Origin of the sequence: Streptomyces sp. NPDC057877 (assembly GCF_042796855.1) — a bacterium.
Classification (GTDB): Bacteria; Actinomycetota; Actinomycetes; order Streptomycetales; family Streptomycetaceae; genus Streptomyces.
This window is the reverse complement of record NZ_JBHVMS010000011.1, coordinates 64150-86007: the sequence shown is the minus strand read 5'-3', so window position 1 is coordinate 86007 and position 21858 is coordinate 64150. Positions and strand designations below refer to the sequence as shown.

Here is a 21858-nt window from a genome sequence, read left to right as displayed (position 1 = left end):
GTTAAGCCGACCGGTCGAGAGCGCGCAGTGATCGGTCGGTGATCGAGCGGGCGCCGCGGCCGATCGCGATCGTGCCGGACTGGACCAGCTCCTTGATGCCGAACGGCTCCAGCATCTTCAGCATGGCCTCCAGCTTGTCGCTGGAACCGGTGGCCTCGATGGTCACGGCCTCCGGGGAGACGTCGACGGTCTTGGCGCGGAACAGCTGGACGATCTCGACGATCTGGGAGCGCGTCTCGTTGTCGGCGCGCACCTTCACCAGAACGAGTTCGCGCTGCACGGCCGAGCCGGGTTCCAGCTCGACGATCTTCAGCACGTTGACGAGCTTGTTGAGCTGCTTGGTCACCTGCTCCAGCGGCAGGTCCTCGACGCCCACCACGATGGTGATGCGGGAGATGTCGGGGTGCTCGGTGACACCGACGGCGAGGGAGTCGATGTTGAAGCCGCGCCGGGAGAACAGGGCGGCGATCCGGGCGAGGATGCCGGGGGTGTTCTCCACCAGGACGGAGAGCGTGTGCTTGGACATGTCTCTTTGCGTCTCTCTCGCTCAGTCGTCTTCGTTGTCGCCGAAGTCGGGGCGGACGTCACGGGCGGCCATGATCTCGTCGTTGGAGGTGCCGGCGGCGACCATCGGCCACACCATGGCGTCCTCGTGGACGACGAAGTCGACGACCACGGGGCGGTCGTTGATCGAGTTCGCCTCTTCGATGACCTTGTCGAGGTCGGCCGGGTCCTCGCAGCGGATCGCGTAGCAGCCCATGGCCTCCGACAGCTTCACGAAGTCGGGGACCCGGGTGCCGCGCGCCTCCGGGTTGACGTCGTGGGGGCCGGAGTGCAGCACGGTGTTGGAGTAGCGCTGGTTGTAGAACAGGGTCTGCCACTGGCGGACCATCCCGAGGGCGCCGTTGTTGATGATGGCGACCTTGATCGGGATGTTGTTCAGGGCGCAGGTGGTCAGCTCCTGGTTGGTCATCTGGAAGCAGCCGTCGCCGTCGATCGCCCACACCGTGCGCTCCGGCGCCCCGGCCTTGGCGCCCATCGCGGCCGGGACCGCGTAGCCCATCGTCCCGGCACCACCGGAGTTGAGCCAGGTCGCGGGCTTCTCGTACTGGATGAAGTGCGCCGCCCACATCTGGTGCTGGCCGACGCCCGCCGCGAAGATCGTGCCCTCGGGGGCGAGCTGCCCGACGCGTTCGATGACCTGCTGCGGGGAGAGCGACCCGTCGTCGGGCTGGTCGTAGCCGAGCGGGTAGGTCTCGCGCCAGCGGCTCAGGTCGTTCCACCAGGCGCTGTAGTCGCCCTGGTGGCCCTCGCTGTGCTCCTTCTGCACGGCCTGGATCAGGTCGGCGATGACCTCGCGGGCGTCGCCCACGATCGGCACGTCCGCGGCCCGGTTCTTGCCGATCTCGGCGGGGTCGATGTCGGCGTGCACGATCTTGGCGTACGGGGCGAAGCTGTCCAGCTTGCCGGTGACGCGGTCGTCGAAGCGGGCGCCGAGGGCGACGATCAGGTCGGCCTTCTGCAGCGCGGTGACGGCGGCGACCGAACCGTGCATGCCCGGCATTCCCAGGTGCAGCGGGTGGCTGTCCGGGAACGCGCCGAGCGCCATCAGGGTGGTGGTGACGGGCGCTCCGGTGAGTTCGGCGAGCACCTTCAGCTCGGCGGTGGCGCCCGCCTTGAGGACGCCGCCGCCGACGTAGAGGACCGGGCGGCGGGCGGCGGTGATCAGCTTGGCGGCCTCGCGGATCTGCTTGGCGTGCGGCTTGGTGACGGGCCGGTAGCCGGGCAGGTCCATGGTGGGCGGCCAGGAGAAGGTGGTCTGCGCCTGGAGGGCGTCCTTGGCGATGTCGACCAGCACCGGGCCGGGGCGGCCGGTGGACGCGATGTGGAACGCCTGCGCGATGACGCGCGGGATGTCCTCGGCCTTGGTGACGAGGAAGTTGTGCTTGGTGATCGGCATGGTGATGCCGACGATGTCCGCCTCCTGGAAGGCGTCGGTGCCGATCGCCCGGGAGGCGACCTGGCCGGTGATCGCGACCAGCGGCACGGAGTCCATGTGGGCGTCCGCGATCGGGGTGACCAGGTTGGTGGCGCCGGGTCCCGAGGTCGCCATGCAGACGCCGACCTTGCCGGTGGCCTGGGCGTAGCCGGTGGCGGCGTGTCCGGCGCCCTGCTCGTGCCGGACCAGGACGTGGCGGACGCGGGTGGAGTCCATCAGCGGGTCGTACGCCGGAAGGATCGCACCGCCTGGAATGCCGAATACCGTGTCGGCGCCGACCTCCTCGAGAGAGCGGATGAGGGACTGCGCACCCGTGACGCGCTCGGGGGCGGACTGGTGTCCTCCGGATCGGGGCCGCGGCTGCGGATGATTAGCCGCGGTGGCCTGCTCGGTCATCGGCATTCTCTTCTCGATGCTGAGGGTTTGTGCGAGTTTTGTACGGTCTGCGGCTGTCGCACGGCAGGTGCCTGTGCAACAAAAAACCCCTCGTGCCGTAAGGCAAGCGAGGGGAGCGCGCCGGGAGAGGTCGCTGGGAGTTCCGGGTCGGCCCGGACGTCACCAGCTTCAGCCGACGCGCTTTCCAAGTACGAGAATTCGGGTGCGCATGGCACAGACCCTCCCCCCGGCACGCACCGACTGTCAAGTGGGTGGGACGGGAGTCTCATTATGTGAACGAAGGGGTGCGCTCAGGGGCGGACCGGCGCTGAGCACGCTGGTCATGCCGCCGCTCATGGAGCCGCTGATGCCTCCGTTCATGCCGCTGTTGATGCCTCCGTTCATCCCGCTGCCGTACACGCCCGTACCGCTTCCCGCGAACGCGGGTTCGGCCGGTTCGTGCGGGACCGGGCAGTGGCCGGAAGTGAGCGCCCGGCGCAGCCGGTACTCGTCCAGCGGGGCGGAGAACGCCATGCCCTGTCCGTGCGTGCAGCCCATCGCGCGCAGGACGGCCACCTGCTCGGGGAGGTCCACGCCCTCGGCCACGGAGGTGAGTCCGAGGTCGGCGGCGATCCGCAGCAGTCCGGCGGTGATCTTGTGCAGCCGGGCGGACTCGACGACGCCCTCGACCAGTGAGCGGTCGAGCTTCAGCACGTCGACGGGGAGCCTGCGCAGCGCCGTGAGGACCGCGCAGCCGCCGCCGAAGCCGTCCAGCGCGATCCGCACCCCGAGCCGCCGGAGGCCGCTCAACCGGCGCTCCAGGTCGTCCAGGCTGACCCGGGGGTCGATGTCGGACAGCTCTATGACGAGTGACCCCGACGGCAGCCCGTGCCGGGTGAGCAGCGCCTCGACGGAACTGAGCGGCATGGAGCGGTCCAGCAGGCGGCGGGCGCTCATCCGCACCACCACGGGTACGGCGAGACCGGTCGCGGTGCGTTCCGCGGCCTGTTCCACGGCCTCCTGGAGCAGCCAGCGGCCCAGTTCGGCGGTCTTGTCGCTGTCCTCGGCGACCCGCAGGAACTCCGCGGGCGTGAACAGCACCCCTTGGGACGACCGCCAGCGCGCCTGCGCGGCGACCGAGGTGATCCGGCCGTCCGCGAGGGACACCACCGGCTGGTGCAGCAGCGTGAACTCGCCGTCGTGCAGTGCGGCCCGCAGCCGGGTGGCCAGTTCCGCCTTGCGTACGACGTCCTGTTGCATCTGCGGCTTGTACAGCTCGACCCGGCCCTTTCCGGCCGATTTCGCGCGGTACATCGCCAGGTCGGCGTTGCGCAGCAGTTCGCCCGCGCCGAGGCCGGGTTCGGCGAAGGCGACACCGATGGAGGCGGCCACACGGACATCGTTGCCGCCGATGGCGTACGGCTGGGACAGCGTGACCCGGAGGCGGTCGGCCAGTTCCAGGATGTGCCGTTCGCGGGCCGCGCGGTCGCGGGCGCCGTCCGAGACGATCAGGGCCGCGAACTCGTCGCCGCCGAGCCGGGCGGCGGTGTCGCCCTGCCGGACCGCCTCCTGGAGCCGTCGGGCGGCGTGCACGAGGAGTTCGTCCCCGGCCTGGTGCCCGATGGTGTCGTTGACCGCCTTGAAGCCGTCCAGGTCGATGAAAAGCACCGCCGTGCCGCGCAGGGCGGCCCCTCGGTCGGTGGCGCGACGGCCGGACAGCGCCTGCTGCACCCGCTTGGTGAACAGGGCGCGGTTGGGCAGGTCGGTGAGCGGATCGTGCTCGGCGTTGTGCTGGAGCTGCGCCTGGAGGCGCACTCTCTCGGTGACGTCCCGGCTGTTGAAGATCAGCCCACCGTGGTGGCGACTGACGGTGGACTCGACGTTCAGCCAGCCTCCCCCGCTCTCGGCCTCGCCCGAGCGGGAGGTGCCCCCACCGCCGGAGCGGAAGCGGCACTCGATACGGGTGGTGGCCTCCTCCAGTGGGCTGGCGGCGAGGAAGCGGCGCACCTCGTGCACCACACAGCCCAGGTCCTCCGGGTGGATGAGATCGGCCAGTTCGGTGCCGACCAGATCCTCCGCGGGGCGGCCGTAGACCCCGGCGGCGGCCGGGGAGACGTACCGGAGGATGCCGTTGGGGGCGGCGATCATGATGACGTCGCTGGAGCCCTGCACCAGGGAGCGGAAGTGGTTCTCCTTCTGGGCCAGTTCCTGGGTGAGGGTGATGTTGTCGAGCAGCATGATGCCCTGCCGGACGACGAGCGCCAGCACGACGGTGCCGCCGGTGAAGAGGACCACGCGGTCGACGCTGCGGCCGTTGAGGACGTTGTAGAGGATCCCCAGGGTGCAGACGGCCGCGGCGAGGTACGGCGTGAGGGCGGCCAGGGAGCCGGTGAGGGGCCGGTTGGCCGGATAGCGGCTGTGCTCGCCCTGCCCGGAGCCCGGCGGGGGCGGTGGCGGTGGCGTCCCGTGGTGCGGTGGCGTCCCGTGGTGCGGTGGTGTCCCGTGGTGCGCCGGGTGACCCGAGCGCTGTCCCGGGAGGTGCTCGTGCACCACGCGCGTGTGCCCCTCGTCCGCGCCGTGGCCGTGCCGGGGCGCGACCCAGGGGGCGTACGCCAGCAGCAGGGACCCGGCGAACCAGCCCGCGTCCAGCAACTGGCCGGAGCTGTAGGTGTCGTGCAGCAGCGGTGAGGTGAACAGGGCGTCGCACATCACGGTCAGGGCGAGGGCGCCGATGGCGGTGTTGACGGCGGAGCGGTTGGTGCCGGAACGCCGGAAGTGCAGCGCGAGCACCATGCTGACCAGGGCGATGTCCAGCAGCGGGTACGCCAGCGACAGCGCGGCGTGCGAGACGCTGGCGCCCTCCACCTGGGCCGCCTGGGCCAGCGCGAGGCTCCAGGACAGGGTCAGCAGCGAGCCGCCGATCAGCCAGGAGTCCAGCGCCAGGCAGACCCAGCCCGCCCTGCTCACCGGCCGTTTGGCGAGCACCAGCAGGCCGACGATGGCGGGCGGCGCGAAGCACAGGAAGAACAGGTCGGCGTAGCTCGGGCTGGGCATGTCACGGCCCAGCACGACCTCGTACCAGCCCCAGACCGCGTTGCCCAGGGCGGCCATCGCCGAGGAGAGGGCGAACAGCAGCCAGGCGGTGCGGAAGGGGACCCGGCGGCTGCGGGCGTACAGCAGGCAGGACACCGCGGCGGTGGCCGCGGCGGCGCTCAGCCCGAAGTCGCCCATGATCAGCGCGAGTTGTCTGGACCCCCAGCCGAGCGCGGAACCGACGGCGTATCCCGCGCAGACCAGGGCCAGCAGCAGTTGGTGGATCATGCTCGACCCGCTTCTCGTGCGGTCGCCGGTCCGGCCGCCCACCGCGCTGGAGGCGGTCGGACGGCGCAGCAGCGGGGCGCCGGAGTGCGGGTGCGCGCGTGGTGTCGTGTCCAGGGTGACGGCGGTCGGCGGCGAGTTCACCGGGGCCTCCCGGTCCGCACCGCTGTCCGGTCGCGCTGGTCCCGGCGGGCCGGGCGCGCGTGCCTCCTGCGGCAACCGTGTCCGCGGTGCTGCTGGCTGTGGTGCTGGGTGTGGTGGATGTGGTGGTGCAGGCCGTACCGGTGGAGGCCATGGAGGCCGCCGGGGGCCGGATGCGGGCCGCGTCTGCTCGCGGCCGTGCGCCAGGGTCGCCGTCGGCGGTCCTGCCGCGTCGGATCGTTGGTCCATAGGCCGTGCATCGCCCGTCGCCCCCCTCGCAGTCTGAAATGTCCATCCCCGGCGCCGAACGGGTCACGGCGCAACCCCTGTCGGGACGATACACCAGTCTCGTCACTCAGGGACATAGCTTCTCTACGCTCCGTGACCACCAGCGGGAATACGAGTACGGACCGCACCCGAAGGGTTGCGGACCGTGCCCGAAGCGGATGGCGCGACGCCCCGGCCGGTGGGTCAGCCGTCCGTTGCGCCCGTCGTAAGGATCACGTTGCCCAGCGGCTCCCGGTTCAGAAAACGCCTCAACTGATTCACCAGGAGCCGCTCGGCGCGCGGCAGGAACGCGGACGTGGGCCCTCCGACATGCGGGCTGATCAGCGCGCCCGGCGCACGCCAGAGCGGATGGTCGGCGGGCAGCGGCTCGGGGTCGGTGACGTCCAGGGCGGCGCTGAGGCGCCCGGTCTCCAGCTCGGCGAGCAGCGCCTTGGTGTCCACGACCGCGCCCCGGGCCACGTTGACCAGCAGCGCTCCGTCCTTCATCCGGGCCAGGAAGTCGGCGTCGACGAGGTGGCGGGTGGTCTCGGTGAGCGGCGTGGAGAGCACGACGACGTCCGCCTCGGGCAGCAGGCCGGACAGATCGGTGAGCGGATGCACCGGACCGCGCGCCGTGGTGCGCTCGGAGCGCGCCACGCGCGCCACCCGCGCGAGTTCGAAGGGCGCGAGCCGGTCCTCGATCGCGGCGCCGATGGAGCCGTATCCCACGATGAGGACGTTCTTGTCCGCGAGCGCGGGCCGGAAACCGCCTAGCCACTCCCCGCGGTCCTGTGCCCGCACGAAGTCCGGGATGCCGCGCAGCGAGGCGAGGATCAGCGCCAGGGTCAGCTCGGCGGTGCTGGCCTCGTGCACCCCGCGCGCGTTGCACAGCCGTACCCCGGGGCCCAGGTGCCTCAGCCCCGGCAGCACATGGTCGATCCCCGCGGACAGCGTCTGCACGACCTGGACGGAGCGCATGTCCGGCAACGGCCGTACGCCGACCCCGGCGGGCTTCATGTACGGCACGACGTAGAAGACGCAGTCGGCGGGGTCCCCGGGGAACTCCTCGGCGCCGTTCCAGAACAGGTAGTTCGGCCCTTGCGGAAGCCCCTCGATGTCCTCCGGCGGAATGGGCAGCCACACGTCAGCAGTCATGGTCAGGAGGCTATGTCAGGCCCGCGCGGGCGCAGAGGTTAGGTTGGGGGGCCAGCAGAGGGAGGGTTACGGCCAGGTGGAGCGCAGGACGATCGGCGCGGCGGCGCTCTCGGTGGGGGCCGTCGGACTCGGGTGCATGCCGATGAGCTGGGCGTACAGCACGTCACGGCAGCGGGGCGACGAGTCGCTCCGCGCGGTGCACCGCGCCCTCGACCTGGGCGTGAGCCTGCTGGACACCGCCGACATGTACGGCCCCTTCACCAATGAGCTACTGGTGGGGCGGGTGTTGAAGGAGCGGCGCGAGGACGCGTTCGTGTCCACGAAGGTCGGGCTGCTGGTGGGCGAGCAGCACATCGTCGCCAACGGCCGCCCCGGGTACGTGAAACGGGCCTGCGACGCGTCCCTGCGACGGCTCCAGACCGACGTCATCGACCTCTACCAACTGCACCGCGCCGACCCCGAGATACCCGTGGAGGAGACCTGGGGCGCGATGGCGGAGCTGGTACAGGCCGGAAAGGTACGGTCGTTGGGCCTGTGCGCGGTCGGCGCCCGGGGCGGGCGGCGCTCCGGCGCGCGCCTGTACGACACGACCATCCGTCAACTGGAGCGAGTGCAGCAGGTCTTCCCGGTGAGCGCGGTCCAGGCGGAGCTGTCCGTCTGGTCACCCGAGGCCCTGGAGTCACTGCTCCCGTGGTGCACGGCCCGCGGCATCGGCTTCCTGGCCGCGATGCCCCTCGGCAACGGCTTCCTGACCGGCACGCTGACCCCGGGCGAGGGCTTCGAACCGGACGACATGCGCGCCCGTCACCCCCGCTTCACCGCCGAGATGATGGCCGCGAACCAGCCGATAGTGGCCGGACTCCGCCGGATCGCCGCCCGGCACGGCGAAGGCGTCACCCCGGCACAGGTGGCGCTGGCGTGGGTGCTGGCCCAGGGCTCCCACGTGGTCCCGGTGCCGGGGACGAAGCGGGAGCGCTGGGTGACGGAGAACGCGGGGGCGGTGGGGGTACGGCTGTCACCCGAGGAGTTGGCGGTGGTGGGGGAGTTGCCGGGCGCGCAGGGGTCTTGGGAGTAGGGGCGCCCGACCACTCAAGGCAGCAGGGACGCCCGACCACCCAAGACCGAAAGCCCAGAATCCACGTGACGCCGGGTTCCCAGGCCCGTCGGACAGCCGCCGCGCGACCCCTGCGCTGATTCGGATGGTGGTGATCGGGAACCTGGGAGGCGCGGGCGGTGTATGACAAGGAGAACCTGCCGCTGGATGCCCGCGTCGAAGGGACCATGATCGTGCTACGTCGAGTTGTACCGGCCGCGGTGGCCGTGACCTCTCTCCTGCTCACGGCAGGCTGCTCCGGTGGCGACGAGGGAGGGGAAGCGTCCGGCGGTGAGAGCACGGCCCCGAGCCGTACGGCGACGGAGGCGTCCCCGTCCGGCGGGGCCGCGGCCGAGGAGACGCCGCCCGCGAAGGGCTCGGCGAAGGTCGTGCGGACCGTCGCCGAGGGCCTGAACACGCCGTGGGGCCTCGCGGCGCTGCCCGACGGCGATCTCCTGGTCTCCTCCCGCGACGAGGGGACGATCACCCGGATCGACACCGAGACCGGCAAGAAGACCGAGGTGGGCGAGGTGCCGGGAGTGTCCCCGGCCGGTGAGGGCGGTCTGATGGGCCTGGCCCTCTCCCCCGACTACGCCTCGGACCAGATGGTCTACGCCTACTTCACCTCGGCCTCGGACAACCGCATCGTCCGGATGCTGTACGACACGGGCAAGCCCTCCGGCGAGCAGCTCGGCGCCCCGGACACGATATTCCGGGGCATCCCCAAGGGCTTCATCCACAACGGCGGCCGGATCGCCTTCGGCCCCGACAAGATGCTCTACGCGGGCACGGGCGAGAGCGGCGAGGAGGGCCTCTCCCAGGACAGGGAGTCCCTGGGTGGCAAGATCCTCCGTCTGACCCCGGAGGGCGACCCGGCACCGGGCAACCCGTTCGGCGACTCCGCGGTGTACTCGTACGGCCACCGCAATGTCCAGGGCCTCGCCTGGGATTCCAGACAGCGCCTGTTCGCCGCGGAGTTCGGCCAGGACACCTGGGACGAGCTGAACGCGATCAAGCCGGGCGACAACTACGGCTGGCCCGAGGCCGAGGGCACATCCGACGAGGCCGGTTTCCACAACCCCCTAGCCCAGTGGTCCACCGACGAGGCCTCCCCCAGCGGCATCGCCTACGCCGAGGGCTCCGTCTGGATGGCGGGCCTGCGCGGCGAACGCCTGTGGCGCATCCCCCTGAAGGGCACGGAGGCCTCCGCCGACCCCCAGTCCTTCCTGGAGGGTGACCACGGCCGCCTGCGCACGGTGGCCTCCGCGGGCGGCGACAAGCTGTGGCTGATCACCAGCGAGACGGACGGCCGGGGGTCCCCGGAGGGCGGGGACGACCGGATTCTGGAGGTGCGGGTGAGCTAGGGCGGCTGCTCCTGGTCGTCATGAGCGACTGGTCGGGAATCGCCACGGAGAGGAGGATCGGGAAGGCCCGGTGACTCATGTGGTCGGCGGTCAGTCCAGGCGCGACCGACACCATGCGGATGTCCTCACCGCTGACGGCCTGGGACACCGGCGTGAAGGGATCTTCGGCGAGCTTCAGCGGCCCTCGCTCCAGAAGCTCGCGCCGGTCCTCGGGAAGCGCGTCACGCTGAGCCGCGGCGCGCTCGGTGCATGCGACCTGAAGACAACACGGCTCCTCCGCCACTGCCAAAGCCCGTTAGCGCGTGGCCATCCGGCCGTCCGACCCCGAAGCGAACAACCCCAGCCGATGCGCCACCGCCGCCGCCTCCCCCCGGCCCGAGACGCTGAGCTTGGCGAGGATGTTGGAGACGTGGACGCTGGCGGTCTTGGGGGAGATGAAGAGTTCCTCGGCTATCTGGCGGTTGGTGCGGCCCGCGGAGACCAGGCGCAGGACGTCGCGTTCGCGGGTGGTGAGGCCGAGGGCGGTGGCGGGGTCGGTGGGGGCCGGGGCGGGGTCGGAGGTGTGGCGCAGGGTGAGGCGGGCGCGCTGGGCGAGCCGGGTGGTGGCGTCGGCGAGCGGGCGGGCGCCGAGGTGTTCGGCGACGGCGTGGGCCAGGCGCAGCAGCTCGGTGGCGCGGTCGCGGTCGTCGTCGGTGCCGGGGGTGGCCCAGAGCAGGGCCTCGGCCAGGCGGTGGCGGACGCGGGCGAGGTCGTAGGGCCGCTCCAGTTGTTCGAAGGCGGTGACCACCGGGGACCAGGTGTCCGCGGTGGCCGTGCCCTCGGCGCGGTGGAGTTCGGCCCGGACCCACTGTTCATGGGCGAGCCAGATGGGGGCGTCGGTGGTGAGTGTCCTGACCGTGGTGAAGAGGCGCTCGAGGAACTCCTCGCGGCCGGGCGCGGCGGCGGGCAGGGTGCGGGCGTCGGCCTCGGCGGTGGCGGCGGCCAGCAGCAGGGGCCAGCCGTAGCGGTGGGTGCCGAGCGGCACGCCCGCGTCCAGCGCTTCGATGACCTGCTCCCGCAGGTCGAGGATGCGGCCCTCGGCGGCGGCGACGCCCACGGCGATGCGGGCGAGCGGGAGGCGCTCCTGGGCCACCGGGTCATGGGAGCCGAAGTAGGCGTGGGCGGCGCGCAGTTGCCGGTGCGCCTCGGCCACGTCCCCCCGGGACAGGGCGACATGGGCGAGACACATGGCGCCCATGCCCTGGGCCTTGGCGCTCTGTCCCCGGCGCAGCGCGTTCGCCGCGGCCTCGGCGGACTCCTCCCAGTCGCCCAGGGCGTACAGCGAGTCGGAGAGGTTGCCCCAGATCCAGGCCTCGGCGTCCAGCTGGCCGTACTTGCGGGTGTAGGCGACGCCTTCGCGCAGGAGCGCCACGGCCTCCCTGGAGCGGCCGACCGATTCGAGTTCGGAGGGGAGGTTCACATAGGCGCGGCCCGCGACCTGGGTGACGCCTTCGGCCAAGGCCTCGTCCATCGCCTCCCGGGTCTGGGTGAGCCCGGCTTCGTGGTCGCCGGAGTCGACGACGAGGCCGCCGAGGGTGACGCGGGCGTTCAGCTCGATCTCACGGGCGCCGACCATCCGGGCGTACTCCACGGCGCGTTCGGCGGCGGCGAGGGCGTCGGGGCCGGGTTCGTGCAGCATCGACCAGTTGGCGGCGAGGGTGAGGACACCGGCGTGCACCTCGGAGGGCGGCAGGCCGCGCACCAGGTCCTGGGCGATGCCCAGTTCGCGCCAGCCGTCGCCGCGGGCCAGTGCCTGCACCAGCCGGGAGCGCTGGGTCCAGAACCAGGCGGCGCGCAGCGGGTCGGCGTCGTCCTCCAGGAGCCGTAGCGCGCGCTTGGTGATCTTCAGGGCGCGTTCCCGTTCGCCGCACAGCCGTCCGGCGACGGCGGCCTCCGCCAGCAGGTCGAGATGGCGCAGCGGGGTGGTCGCCGGGTCGCAGCCGCACGGGGGGTAGCCCTCGGTGTAGTCGGCGGGGCGCAGGGTGGCGCGGACGTCCTCGGGGGTGCTGTCCCACAGCTCCATCGCGCGTTCCAGGAGCCCGAGTTGCTCGGCGTAGGCGTGGCGGCGGCGGGCGGCGGCGGAGGCGTCCAGGACGGCGGGGAGGGCCTTGGCGGGGTCATGGGCGTGGTACCAGTAGCTGGCCAGGCGCATGACGCGCTCGTCGGCGGGGACGAGCGTGGGGTCGGCCTCCAGCGCTTCGGCGTACCGCCGGTTGAGGCGGGAGCGCTCGCCGGGCAGCAGGTCGTCGCTGACCGCCTCGCGGACCAGTGAGTGCCGGAAGCGGTAGCCGTCGCCGCCGGGCGCGGCGAGCAGCAGATTGGCGCCCACGGCGGCCCGCAGCGCCTCGATGAGGTCGTCCTCGGCGAGCCGGGCGACGGCGGCGAGCAGCCGGTACTCGACGGTGGAGCCGCCCTCGGCGACGATGCGGGCGACCCGCTGGGCGCTCTCGGGCAGCGCCTCCACCCGGACGAGCAGCAGGTCGCGCAGGGAGTCGGTGAGGCCGGTGCAGCAGCCCTCGTGGGCGGCGACGGCGAGTTCCTCGACGAAGAAGGCGTTGCCGTCGGAGCGTTCGAAGATGTCGTCGACCTGCGCGGGGTCGGGTTCCGTCGCGAGGATCCCGGCGATCTGGCGGGCGACTTCCGCACGGTTGAAGCGGGCGAGTTCGATGCGGCGGACCGTGCGCACCCGGTCCAGTTCGGCGAGGAGGGGGCGCAGCGGGTGGCGGCGGTGGATGTCGTCGGAGCGGTAGCTGGCGAGGACGACGAGGCGGCCGGTGTGCAGGGTGCGGAAGAGGTAGGCGAGGAGGTGGCGGGTGGAGGTGTCGGCCCAGTGCAGGTCCTCCAGGGCGACGACGACGGTGCGGTCGGCGGCGACCCGCTCCAGCAGTCGCGCGGTCAGTTCGAAGAGGCGGGCCATGCCCTCCTCGTCATGGCGTCCCGAGGGGGCCTCGCCCAGCTCCGGGAGCAGCCGGGACAGCTCCCCTTCCTGGCCGTCGGCCGCGGCTGCCAGCTCGGCGGGCAGTTCCCGCCGCAGGGCGCGCAGCGCGGTGGAGAACGGGGCGAACGGCAGCCCGTCGGCGCCGATCTCGACACAGCCCCCGATCGCGACGACGGCGCCCTCGCGGGCGGCGGCGGCCGCGAACTCCTCGATCAGCCGGGACTTGCCGACGCCCGCCTCACCGCCGACCAGCAATGCCTGCGGCTCGCCCGCGGTGGCACGGGCGAGCGCGTCCTGCAAGGTGTTCAGCTCTGCGGTGCGTCCGACGAACACGGGGCTGACTGACCTGGTCTCCACAGCCGAGAGCATCGCACGGGGGTCTGACAACGCGGCACCGGTTTTCCCCGGGCGCGGTGTGCCGCCGCCGGAGGTCATGCAGCCCGCGGGAAGCGGAGGCGTCTCGTCCGGCCGGTATGGCTCTCGCTCTCGGCGGTGCGTCGCAGGGCTTCGCGGCGCAGGGCGCGACGGCCGCGGATGACCTCGCGGGCCAGCCGCTCCTGCTCGGCGCGGCGGAGCAGTTCGGCGGCGCGGAGGTGATGGAGGTCGTACTCGTGCATGACTTCTCCCGGTCTGGAGGGCGGTTTCGGTTTCGCGGTTCCGCGATGCCTCAACCTTCGTCTCCAAGGTGGGTGCGCCACATCGGGAGAGTTCCGCATCTTGGGTGGGGGTGGGGCCTTAGATGCGGTGAGGGGTCTCAGGTCGTGGACCTAAGACCCCTCAGGAGGTGGTGGGTGGCTCAGCCGGTGGCGGGCAGTCCGAGCAGGACGTCGGTGTACTTCAGTACGGCCAGCAGCAGGCCGATGACGCCGAGCGCGACGCCCGCCCAGGCGACCGACTTGATCCACGGCGCCTGCGGTGCGCTGGGCGCGCCGAACGCGGGCCGGGCGAGGACCACGACGCCGACGACCAGCGCGGCCAGCGCGAACAGCCCCGCCCACAGGGCGTTGGCGGCCCAGGCGTCGCCGTAGCCCCGCTGGACCATCTCGGCGACGTCGGACGACTGCGAGGTCTCCAGCTGGCCGATGAGGGACTGGCGGGCGGAGGCCACGGTGCCGATCCAGCCGCCGGTGAGCGAGACGATGCCGAGCGCGGCGGAGACGACGGCACCCGCGCCCTGCCCGACACCGGAGGCGGCGGGGGCGGCGGGGGCGGCAGGGCCCTCCTCGTCGACGGCTTCCGTCGCATCGTCCCCGGTGGTCGCGTCCTGCGTGACCGTCTCCTCCGCTGCGGTCTCCTCGGCCGCCGTGCTGCCCGTGGACTCGCTGGTCGCCTCCTCAGTGGCGTTCGTCCCGGCGCCGGTCTGGTCCTCGGTGCCGGTCTGGTCCTCAGTCTTGGTACCCATGCCCCGCACGGTACGGACGCTGTCTGAGAGGTGTCTTAATGATCCCTGTGAGCGGCACGCGCGCGTGCGTCGTGCCACTCGGGCGCGAGGACGGCCCAGATCTCGTAGTCCTGACGGCCGTCGCGCCACGGATAGCTCTGCCGCAGGACGCCCTCCCGGGTCATGCCGAGCCGCCGCGCGACATTGATGCTGGGGGTGTTCTCGGAGGCGGCGTGCCACTCCACGCGGTGCAGCCCGCGCTCGTCGAAGGCCCAGTCGATCAGCACGCGGGACGCGCGCGTGATGAGCCCCCGCCCGGCCGCCGAGGGCTCCAGCCAGCAGCCGATCTCGCAGTTGCCGGTGGTGGCGTCGAAGGAGACGAAGAGGACACCGCCCACGAGCTTGCCGTCCAGCCACACCCCGTGGATGGAGCCACGGTCGGCGGCGCGCTTGTCGGCGTAGGCCTTGATCACCTCCCGCGCGGAGTCGACGTCGGTGGCCTTCGCCCCGAACGGGATGTGCTGGTTGATGAACTCCCGGCCACGGTCGAGGTGGGCCAGGAACTCCTCCGCGTGCCAGGGCTCCAACGGGCGCAGTTCGGCTCCGTCAGCGCCCAGGGATATCGCGTACATCCGGCTGCCGCTCCTTCTCGAGTACGTCCACGACGTCCGTGAGCCTCTCATGATCGGCGAGGGCGGGACGGCACTCGGGCGGCTCGATGCTGATCCGCGGCAGCCGCCGGTCCAGCCAGCCCGGCAGCCACCAGTTGGCGCCGCCCAGCAGGTGCATCAGGGCGGGCACCAGCAGGGTGCGCAGCACGAAGGCGTCGAGGGCGACGGCGGCGGCCAGTGCGATGCCGAACATCGCGATCACCCGGTCACCGCTGAGCACGAAGGCCAGGAAGACGGAGATCATGATGACGGCGGCGGAGTTGATCACCCGGCTGGTCTCGGCGAGGCCGATGCGGACCGCGCGCCGGTTGTCGCCGGTCTCCAGCCACTCCTCGTACATCCGGCTGACCAGGAAGACCTGGTAGTCCATGGAGAGCCCGAAGAGGACCGACACCATGATCACGGGCAGGAAGGGCTCGATGGGGCCCGCGCGGCCGAGGCCGAGCAGGTCGCTGCCCCAGCCCCACTGGAAGATCGCCACGACGACCCCGAAGGCGGCGGCGACGGCGGCGACGTTCATCGCGGCGGCCTTGAGCGGGATGCCGACCGACCGGAAGGCGAGCAGGAGCAGCAGACAGCCGAGGCCGATGACGACCCCCACGAACAGCGGCAGCTTGCCGACGATCACATCCGCGAAGTCGTCGTAGCCCGCCGTCACACCGCCCACCTGCAGGTCGAGCGAGGTGCCCGACTCGGCACGCGGCAGCACTTCCTCGCGCAGCCGCTCGACGAGATCGCTGGTCTGCTTCGACTGCGGGGAGGACTCCGGTACGACGGTCAGGTACGCGGTGTCCCCGGCGGAGTTGTATGTGACCGGGGTCACCGACGCGACGCCCTCGGTGGCGCGCAGGGTGCGGTCGAGGTTGTCGAGGGCGAGCCGGTCGGAGCCGCCGTGCACCTCGGTGACGAGGGTGAGCGGGCCGTTCACGCCGGGTCCGAAGCCGTCGGCGAGGAGGTCGTAGGCCTGCCGGGTGGTCGAGGTCTCGGGGTTGTTGCCCTGGTCGGAGGTGCCCAGGTGGAGCGAGAGGGTGGGCAGCGCGAGCAGTGCCATCACGACGAGCGCGAGGGCGCCGAGCTTCTTGGGGTGTCGTTCGACGAAGGCGGACCAGCGGGCGGCGAACCCGGTGGGAAGCTCCGGTTCCGGGCCGTGTTCGGCGAGCCGACGGCGTTCGCGGCGGCTGAGCGCCCGCATGCCGATGGCCGACAGCAGTGCGGGCAGCAGGGTCACGGAGGCCGCGACGGTGAGGATCACGGTCAGCGAGGCGGCGATGGCGACCCCGTTGAGGAAGCTCAGCCGCAGTATCAGCATGCCCAGCAGGGCGATGCACACCGTCGCACCCGCGAACACCACCGCGCGTCCGGTGGTCGCGACGGCGCTGGTGACCGACTCCGCGACGTCCAGACCGCGCTTCAGACCGCGTCTGTGCCGGGTGACGATGAACAGCGCGTAGTCGATGCCCACGCCGAGCCCGATCAGCATGCCGAGCATGGGCGCGAAGTCGGCGACGGTCATGAAGTGCCCGAGGAGCACTATCCCGGCGTACGCCGTACCGACGCTGACCAGCGCGGTCGCGATGGGCAGCAGGGAGGCCGCGAGCGAGCCGAAGGCCAGGAACAGCACGACGGCCGCGACGACCACGCCGACCACCTCGGCGAGATGCCCGCCCGAGGAGATGGTGAGCCCTATGGCGCTGCCGCCCAGCTCCACCTGGAGTCCGTCGGTCCGGGCGGCCTCCGCGGTGTCGACCACCTGCTGCGCCTGGCCCGCGTCGATGTCCTTGGCCGGGGCCTCGAAGGTGACCGTGGCGTAGGCGGTGTGGCCGTCCCTGCTGATCTGGCCCGCGCCCTGGTCGTCGTAGGGGCTGACGACCTCGGCGACGCCGGGCAGGTCGGCGATCCGGTCCAGGGTGCGGGTCATCGTCTGTTCGACGTCGGGGGCACGCACGGTGCCGGAGCCGGTGTGCCAGACCACGTGGTCGCTGTCGCCGCCGAGTCCCGGGAAGCCGTGCTGGAGCAGTTCGCCCGCGCGACCGGACTCGGTGCCGGGCACCTTGTAGTCGTTGGAGTACGCCGATCCCGCGACGGAGGCGGCGGCGGTCACTCCGCCGAAGGCGAGCAGCCACAGCAGAATGGCGACCATACGGTGCCTTACACACCAGCGTGCGAGGACTGCCACGTGCCAGCTCCCAAGGTGACTCTTGTGGATCTTTGACCGGGAACAGCCGAACAGTCGTGCATGCGCAGCATGTACTGCATGTACTGAAAGCCCGCAAAGAACGCTTGAGCAATGCCCTGCCACTCTTGCAGCCGGAAATGATCGTTTGTGTCTTTCGTGGGCCGATTCACAAGAGTGGGAGGCAGTTCACAGGACAATCAGGTGAACTTTGTAGGTCAATCGAACCGATCGGCCACCCCGGAAATCCGAGTGCGGGGGCGACTGGACGCCTGTTACGGTCCGCGCGTGCCCGACGATCTCACCCACCGCCTGACCCATCCCCACTACCCCCGCAGCAACACCTACGACATCCGCTGGACCATCGAGAACCAGATGGGCCCGCACGCGCTCTGGCAGCTGGAGTGGCTGGCCCCGGCGCTCGGCCTCGACACCCTGCCCCCCGGCGCCCGGGTGCTCGACCTGGGCTGCGGACGCGCCATGACCTCCGTCTTCCTGGCCAGGGAGTACGGCGTCCAGGTCACCGCCGCCGACCTGTGGATCAAGCCCGACGACAACGCCGTACGCCTCGCCGAGGCCGGGGTCGCCGACCGGGTGCTGCCCGTGTCCGTCGAGGCACACGACCTGCCCTTCGGCGAGGGCACCTTCGACGCGATCGTCTCCGTCGACGCCTACCAGTACTTCGGCACCGACGACCTCTATCTGCCCACGCTGACCCGGCTGCTCAAGCCCGGCGGGCGGATCGGGGTGGTCGTCCCCGCGCTGCGCGAGGAGATCGACGGCACCGAGCCGCCCGAGCCGCTGAAGCCCTTCTGGGAGCCCGCCTTCTGGTGCTTCCACTCCCCCGCCTGGTGGCGGCGGCACTGGACCCGCAGCGGCGCGGTCGAGGTCGAGGCGGCCGACTGGCTGACCGACGGCTGGCGCGACTGGCTGCTGTGGAGCGAGGTGTGCGCCGAGGAGAGTGCGAGCGAGTTCATGGCCGGGATGGCGCGCGAGTCGGCGAAGATGCTGCATGTCGACCAGGGCGAGAACCTGGGCTTCGCGCGGGTCGTGGGACGCCGCGTCTGAGCACAGGCGACAGGACGCCGCGTCTGAGCACAGGCGGAGGGGGCCGCACCGATGCCGGTGCGGCCCCCTCCGTACGTACGCCCGTCAGCCCTCGCTGACGCCCAGCTTCTGAAGGATCAGCTCCTTCACACGGGCCGCGTCGGCCTGGCCGCGGGTCGCCTTCATCACCGCGCCGACCAGCGCACCGGCCGCGGCCACCTTGCCGCCGCGGATCTTGTCCGCGATGGCCGGGTTCCCGGCGATGGCCTCGTCCACGGCGGTGCCGAGGGCACCCTCGTCGGAGACGACCTTCAGACCGCGCTTGTCGACGACCTCGTCCGGCGTGCCCTCGCCCGCGAGGACGCCCTCGATGACCTGGCGGGCCAGCTTGTCGTTGAGGTCGCCGGAGGCCACCAGCTCGGTGACGCGGGCCACCTGCTGCGGGGTGATCGCCAGCTCGTCCAGCGACCGGCCGGACTCGTTGGCGCTGCGGGCCAGTTCGCCCATCCACCACTTGCGGGCGGACGCGGCGTCGGCCCCGGCGTCGATGGTGGCGACGATCGGGTCCAGCGCACCGGCGTTGAGGATCGCCTGCATGTCGGTGCCGGAGATCCCCCACTCCTCACGGAGCCGGTTGCGGCGCACCAGCGGCAGCTCGGGGAGCGTGGCGCGCAGCTCCTCGACCCACTCGCGCGACGGGGCGACCGGGACGAGGTCGGGCTCCGGGAAGTACCGGTAGTCCTCGGCCTCCTCCTTCACCCGGCCCGAGGTGGTCGACCCGGTGTCCTCGTGGAAGTGCCGGGTCTCCTGGACGATCGTGCCGCCGGAGGAGAGCACGGCGGCGTGCCGCTGGATCTCGTAGCGGGCCGCGCGCTCCACGGACCGCAGCGAGTTCACGTTCTTCGTCTCGGAGCGGGTGCCGAACTTGTCGGCGTCCTTCGGCATCAGCGACAGGTTCACGTCGCAGCGCATCTGGCCCATCTCCATACGGGCCTCGGAGACGCCGAGCGCACGGATCAGCTCGCGCAGCTCACGCACGTACGCCCGCGCGACCTCCGGAGCGCGCTCCCCGGCACCGGTGATCGGCTTGGTGACGATCTCGATGAGCGGGATGCCCGCGCGGTTGTAGTCCAGCAGCGAGTGCGAGGCGCCATGGATACGGCCCGTGGCACCGCCGACGTGCGTCGACTTGCCGGTGTCCTCCTCCATGTGGGCGCGCTCGATCTCCACGCGGAAGGTCTCGCCGTCCTCCAGCTGTACGTCGAGGTAGCCGTTGAAGGCGATCGGCTCGTCGTACTGGGAGGTCTGGAAGTTCTTCGGCATGTCCGGATAGAAGTAGTTCTTCCGGGCGAAACGGCACCATTCGGCGATCTCGCAGTTCAACGCGAGACCGATCTTGATCGCGGACTCGACGCCGGTCGCGTTGACGGCCGGGAGCGCGCCGGGCAGGCCGAGGCAGACCGGGCAGGTCTGGGTGTTCGGGTCGGCGCCGAGGGATGTCGAGCAGCCGCAGAACATCTTGGTGGCGGTGCCGAGTTCGACATGGACCTCAAGGCCCATGACGGGGTCGTACGACGCCAGCGCGTCCTCGTACGACACCAGGTCGGTCGTGGTGGTCACGGTGAAACTTCCCTCTCAGCCCATCAGGACGTCGTCGTCGCCCAGCCGCTTCAGCTCGCGGTAGAGAAGGGCGAGGTTGGTCACGACGGCGGCGCCGGTCAGCGCGGCGTCCAGCAGCCGCAGCGTGTCGCTCTCGCCACGGGCCTTCTTGATCTGCTTGTAGACCCCGACGGCGCCGAACGCCGACGTGGCCATGGAGATGTACAGACCGGACTTGGACTTCTTGAAGTCCTTGGCCTTGTTCAGTGCACTCACAGCGACGGAGCCTCCTCCAGGAGCGGGTGCCCCCACTTTTCCACGAAGGCGGCCTCGACCGCGGCGCCGACCTTGTACAGACGGTCGTCCTGCATCGCGGGGGCGATGATCTGGAGGCCCACCGGAAGGTTGTCCTCCGGCGCGAGACCGCAGGGCAGGGACATCGCGGCGTTGCCCGCCAGGTTGGTCGGGATGGTGCACAGGTCCGCGAGGTACATCGCCATCGGGTCGTCGGCGCGCTCGCCGATCGCGAAGGCGGTGGTCGGCGTCGTCGGCGAGACGATCACGTCGACCTGCTCGAACGCCTTCTCGAAGTCCCGGGTGATGAGGGTGCGGACCTTCTGCGCGCTGCCGTAGTAGGCGTCGTAGTAGCCGCTGGACAGCGCGTAGGTGCCGAGCATGACGCGGCGCTTGACCTCGGGGCCGAAACCGGCCTCGCGGGTCAGGGAGGTGACCTCCTCGGCGGAGTGCGTGCCGTCGTCGCCGGTCCGCAGGCCGTAGCGCAGGCCGTCGAAGCGGGCGAGGTTGGAGGAGCACTCGGAGGGCGCGATCAGGTAGTACGCGGAGAGCGCCAGGTCGAAGGACGGGCAGTCCAGCTCGACGATCTCGGCGCCGAGTTCCTTCAGCAGCGCCACGGACTCGTCGAAGCGCTGGATGACACCGGCCTGGTAGCCCTCGCCGCGGAACTGCTTGACGACGCCGACGCGCATGCCCTGCACGCTGCCGTTGCGGGCGGCCTCGACGACCGGCGGGATCGGGGCGTCGATGGAGGTGGAGTCCATCGGGTCGTGCCCGGCGATCACCTCGTGCAGCAGCGCGGCGTCCAGGACCGTACGGGCGCACGGCCCGCCCTGGTCCAGGGACGAGGAGAACGCCACCATGCCGTACCGCGACACCGCGCCGTACGTCGGCTTCACGCCGACCGTGCCGGTGACGGCGGCGGGCTGGCGGATGGAGCCGCCGGTGTCGGTGCCGATGGCGAGCGGGGCCATGTGCGCGGCGAGCGCGGCGGAGGAGCCACCGCCGGAGCCGCCCGGGATGCGGGTGAGGTCCCAGGGGTTCCCGGTCGGCCCGTACGCGCTGTTCTCGGTGGAGGACCCCATGGCGAACTCGTCCATGTTGGTCTTGCCGAGGATGACGACGTCGGCCGCCTTCAGCCGCTTGGTGAGGGTGGCGTCGTACGGCGGGATCCACCCCTCCAGGATCTTGGAGCCGACGGTCGTCGGGATGCCCTCGGTGGTGAAGATGTCCTTCAGCGCCAGCGGGACACCGGCGAGCGGGCCGAGCTTCTCGCCGCGCTCACGCTTGGCGTCCACGGCACGGGCCTGGGCGAGGGCGCCCTCGCGGTCGACGTGCAGGAAGGCGTGCACCTTCTCGTCGACGGCCTCGATACGGGCGAGGTGGGCCTCCGTGACCTCGACGGCCGTCAGCTCGCCGGAGGCGATCCTCTCGGCGGTCTGGGCCGCGGTGAGCTTGATGATGGAACTGTCCGTCATGGCGGGTTACTCCTCCCCCAGGATCTGCGGCACCTTGAAACGCTGCTGCTCCTGGGCCGGGGCGCCGGAGAGCGCCTGCTCGGGGGTGAGCGACGGGCGGACCTCGTCCGGGCGCATGACGTTCGTCAGCGGGAGCGGGTGCGAGGTCGGCGGTACGTCTTGGTCGGCGACCTCGCTGACGCGGGCGACCGCGCCGATGATGTCGTCCAGCTGGCCAGCGAAGTGATCAAGCTCTTCGGGCTTCAGCTCCAGACGCGCCAGCCGGGCGAGGTGGGCGACCTCCTCGCGCGTGATGCCAGGCATGCAGCGATCCTCTGGGGTGAGTGTGTTGGATTTGGGGCCAATCCTATGGGGCGGGGGGCGCTGGCCGTTAAACGGTTTCGTTGGGACGACCCCAGCGGCACGATGGCCCGCATCCCCGGGCAGCGACACACCCGTAGCCGCCCAGGGCGAGCGGGTGAGAAAAGGCAGCCCGCCCCACGCGCCCGCGCCCGCCCACGCACCCGGCGACCGGCCCCCACGGGCG

The 21858-nt window shown here is 71.4% G+C and carries 16 protein-coding genes; 3 read left to right on the top strand and 13 right to left on the bottom strand.

Translation table 11 applies throughout. The annotated features are described in order from the left end of the window. Position 1: 1 nt before the first annotated feature. From ilvN to ACFVQG_RS30640, 4 genes are all read right to left on the bottom strand, one after another. Complete coding sequence (ilvN, locus tag ACFVQG_RS30655; protein ID WP_362758534.1) at positions 2–526, bottom strand: acetolactate synthase small subunit; 525 nt, start codon at positions 524–526, stop codon at positions 2–4. A 21-nt stretch (positions 527–547) separates the two neighbouring features. After that, positions 548–2395, bottom strand: coding sequence for an acetolactate synthase large subunit (locus ACFVQG_RS30650; protein WP_383389576.1), 1848 nt, complete (start codon positions 2393–2395; stop codon positions 548–550). A gap of 243 nt (positions 2396–2638) precedes the next feature. After that, a complete protein-coding gene (locus ACFVQG_RS30645) occupies positions 2639–5836 on the bottom strand; it encodes a putative bifunctional diguanylate cyclase/phosphodiesterase (protein ID WP_383389574.1) in 3198 nt (1065 codons plus the stop codon). 468 nt (positions 5837–6304) lie between these two features. Continuing rightward, complete coding sequence (locus ACFVQG_RS30640) at positions 6305–7255, bottom strand: 2-hydroxyacid dehydrogenase (protein WP_383389573.1); 951 nt, start codon at positions 7253–7255, stop codon at positions 6305–6307. A gap of 76 nt (positions 7256–7331) precedes the next feature. Between ACFVQG_RS30640 and ACFVQG_RS30635 the strand changes: the two genes are divergently transcribed. Next, complete coding sequence (locus ACFVQG_RS30635; protein WP_383389571.1) at positions 7332–8330, top strand: aldo/keto reductase; 999 nt, start codon at positions 7332–7334, stop codon at positions 8328–8330. Positions 8331–8536: 206 nt separating this feature from the next. Then, on the top strand, positions 8537–9712 hold the full coding sequence (locus ACFVQG_RS30630) for a PQQ-dependent sugar dehydrogenase (protein ID WP_383389946.1): 1176 nt from the start codon (positions 8537–8539) through the stop codon (positions 9710–9712). 295 nt (positions 9713–10007) lie between these two features. Here the strand turns inward: ACFVQG_RS30630 and ACFVQG_RS30625 are convergent, their stop codons facing one another. The 5 genes from ACFVQG_RS30625 to ACFVQG_RS30605 all read right to left on the bottom strand — a co-directional run bounded on the left by ACFVQG_RS30625 (position 10008) and on the right by ACFVQG_RS30605 (position 16917). Continuing rightward, positions 10008–13058 (bottom strand): AAA family ATPase, encoded by a 3051-nt coding sequence (locus tag ACFVQG_RS30625; protein ID WP_383389569.1) that lies wholly within the window; start codon positions 13056–13058, stop codon positions 10008–10010. A gap of 62 nt (positions 13059–13120) precedes the next feature. Then, positions 13121–13306, bottom strand: a complete 186-nt coding sequence (locus tag ACFVQG_RS30620) for a hypothetical protein (protein ID WP_383389567.1) — start codon at positions 13304–13306, stop codon at positions 13121–13123. Positions 13307–13485: 179 nt separating this feature from the next. Continuing rightward, positions 13486–14091 (bottom strand): hypothetical protein, encoded by a 606-nt coding sequence (locus tag ACFVQG_RS30615; protein WP_383389564.1) that lies wholly within the window; start codon positions 14089–14091, stop codon positions 13486–13488. Between the two features lie 35 nt (positions 14092–14126). Beyond that, positions 14127–14702, bottom strand: a complete 576-nt coding sequence (locus tag ACFVQG_RS30610; RefSeq protein WP_383389561.1) for a GNAT family N-acetyltransferase — start codon at positions 14700–14702, stop codon at positions 14127–14129. Beyond that, positions 14677–16917, bottom strand: a complete 2241-nt coding sequence (locus ACFVQG_RS30605; protein ID WP_383389559.1) for an MMPL family transporter — start codon at positions 16915–16917, stop codon at positions 14677–14679. Before ACFVQG_RS30605 ends, ACFVQG_RS30610 begins: the two co-directional genes overlap by 26 nt. A gap of 285 nt (positions 16918–17202) precedes the next feature. Between ACFVQG_RS30605 and ACFVQG_RS30600 the strand changes: the two genes are divergently transcribed. Further along, on the top strand, positions 17203–17982 hold the full coding sequence (locus ACFVQG_RS30600; RefSeq protein ID WP_383389557.1) for an SAM-dependent methyltransferase: 780 nt from the start codon (positions 17203–17205) through the stop codon (positions 17980–17982). Positions 17983–18066: 84 nt separating this feature from the next. Here ACFVQG_RS30600 and gatB read toward each other — a convergent pair whose 3' ends face one another. From gatB to gatC, 4 genes are read right to left on the bottom strand one after another with little or no spacing between them, the layout of a single operon-like run. Continuing rightward, complete coding sequence (gene gatB, locus ACFVQG_RS30595) at positions 18067–19581, bottom strand: Asp-tRNA(Asn)/Glu-tRNA(Gln) amidotransferase subunit GatB (protein WP_383389555.1); 1515 nt, start codon at positions 19579–19581, stop codon at positions 18067–18069. 15 nt (positions 19582–19596) lie between these two features. After that, complete coding sequence (locus ACFVQG_RS30590) at positions 19597–19836, bottom strand: hypothetical protein (protein WP_383389553.1); 240 nt, start codon at positions 19834–19836, stop codon at positions 19597–19599. Beyond that, a complete protein-coding gene (gene gatA / locus ACFVQG_RS30585; RefSeq protein WP_383389551.1) occupies positions 19833–21332 on the bottom strand; it encodes an Asp-tRNA(Asn)/Glu-tRNA(Gln) amidotransferase subunit GatA in 1500 nt (499 codons plus the stop codon). The genes ACFVQG_RS30590 and gatA overlap by 4 nt, the downstream gene beginning before the upstream one ends. 6 nt (positions 21333–21338) lie before the next feature. Next, a complete protein-coding gene (gene gatC / locus ACFVQG_RS30580) occupies positions 21339–21635 on the bottom strand; it encodes an Asp-tRNA(Asn)/Glu-tRNA(Gln) amidotransferase subunit GatC (RefSeq protein ID WP_004925108.1) in 297 nt (98 codons plus the stop codon). Positions 21636–21858: the final 223 nt, after the last annotated feature.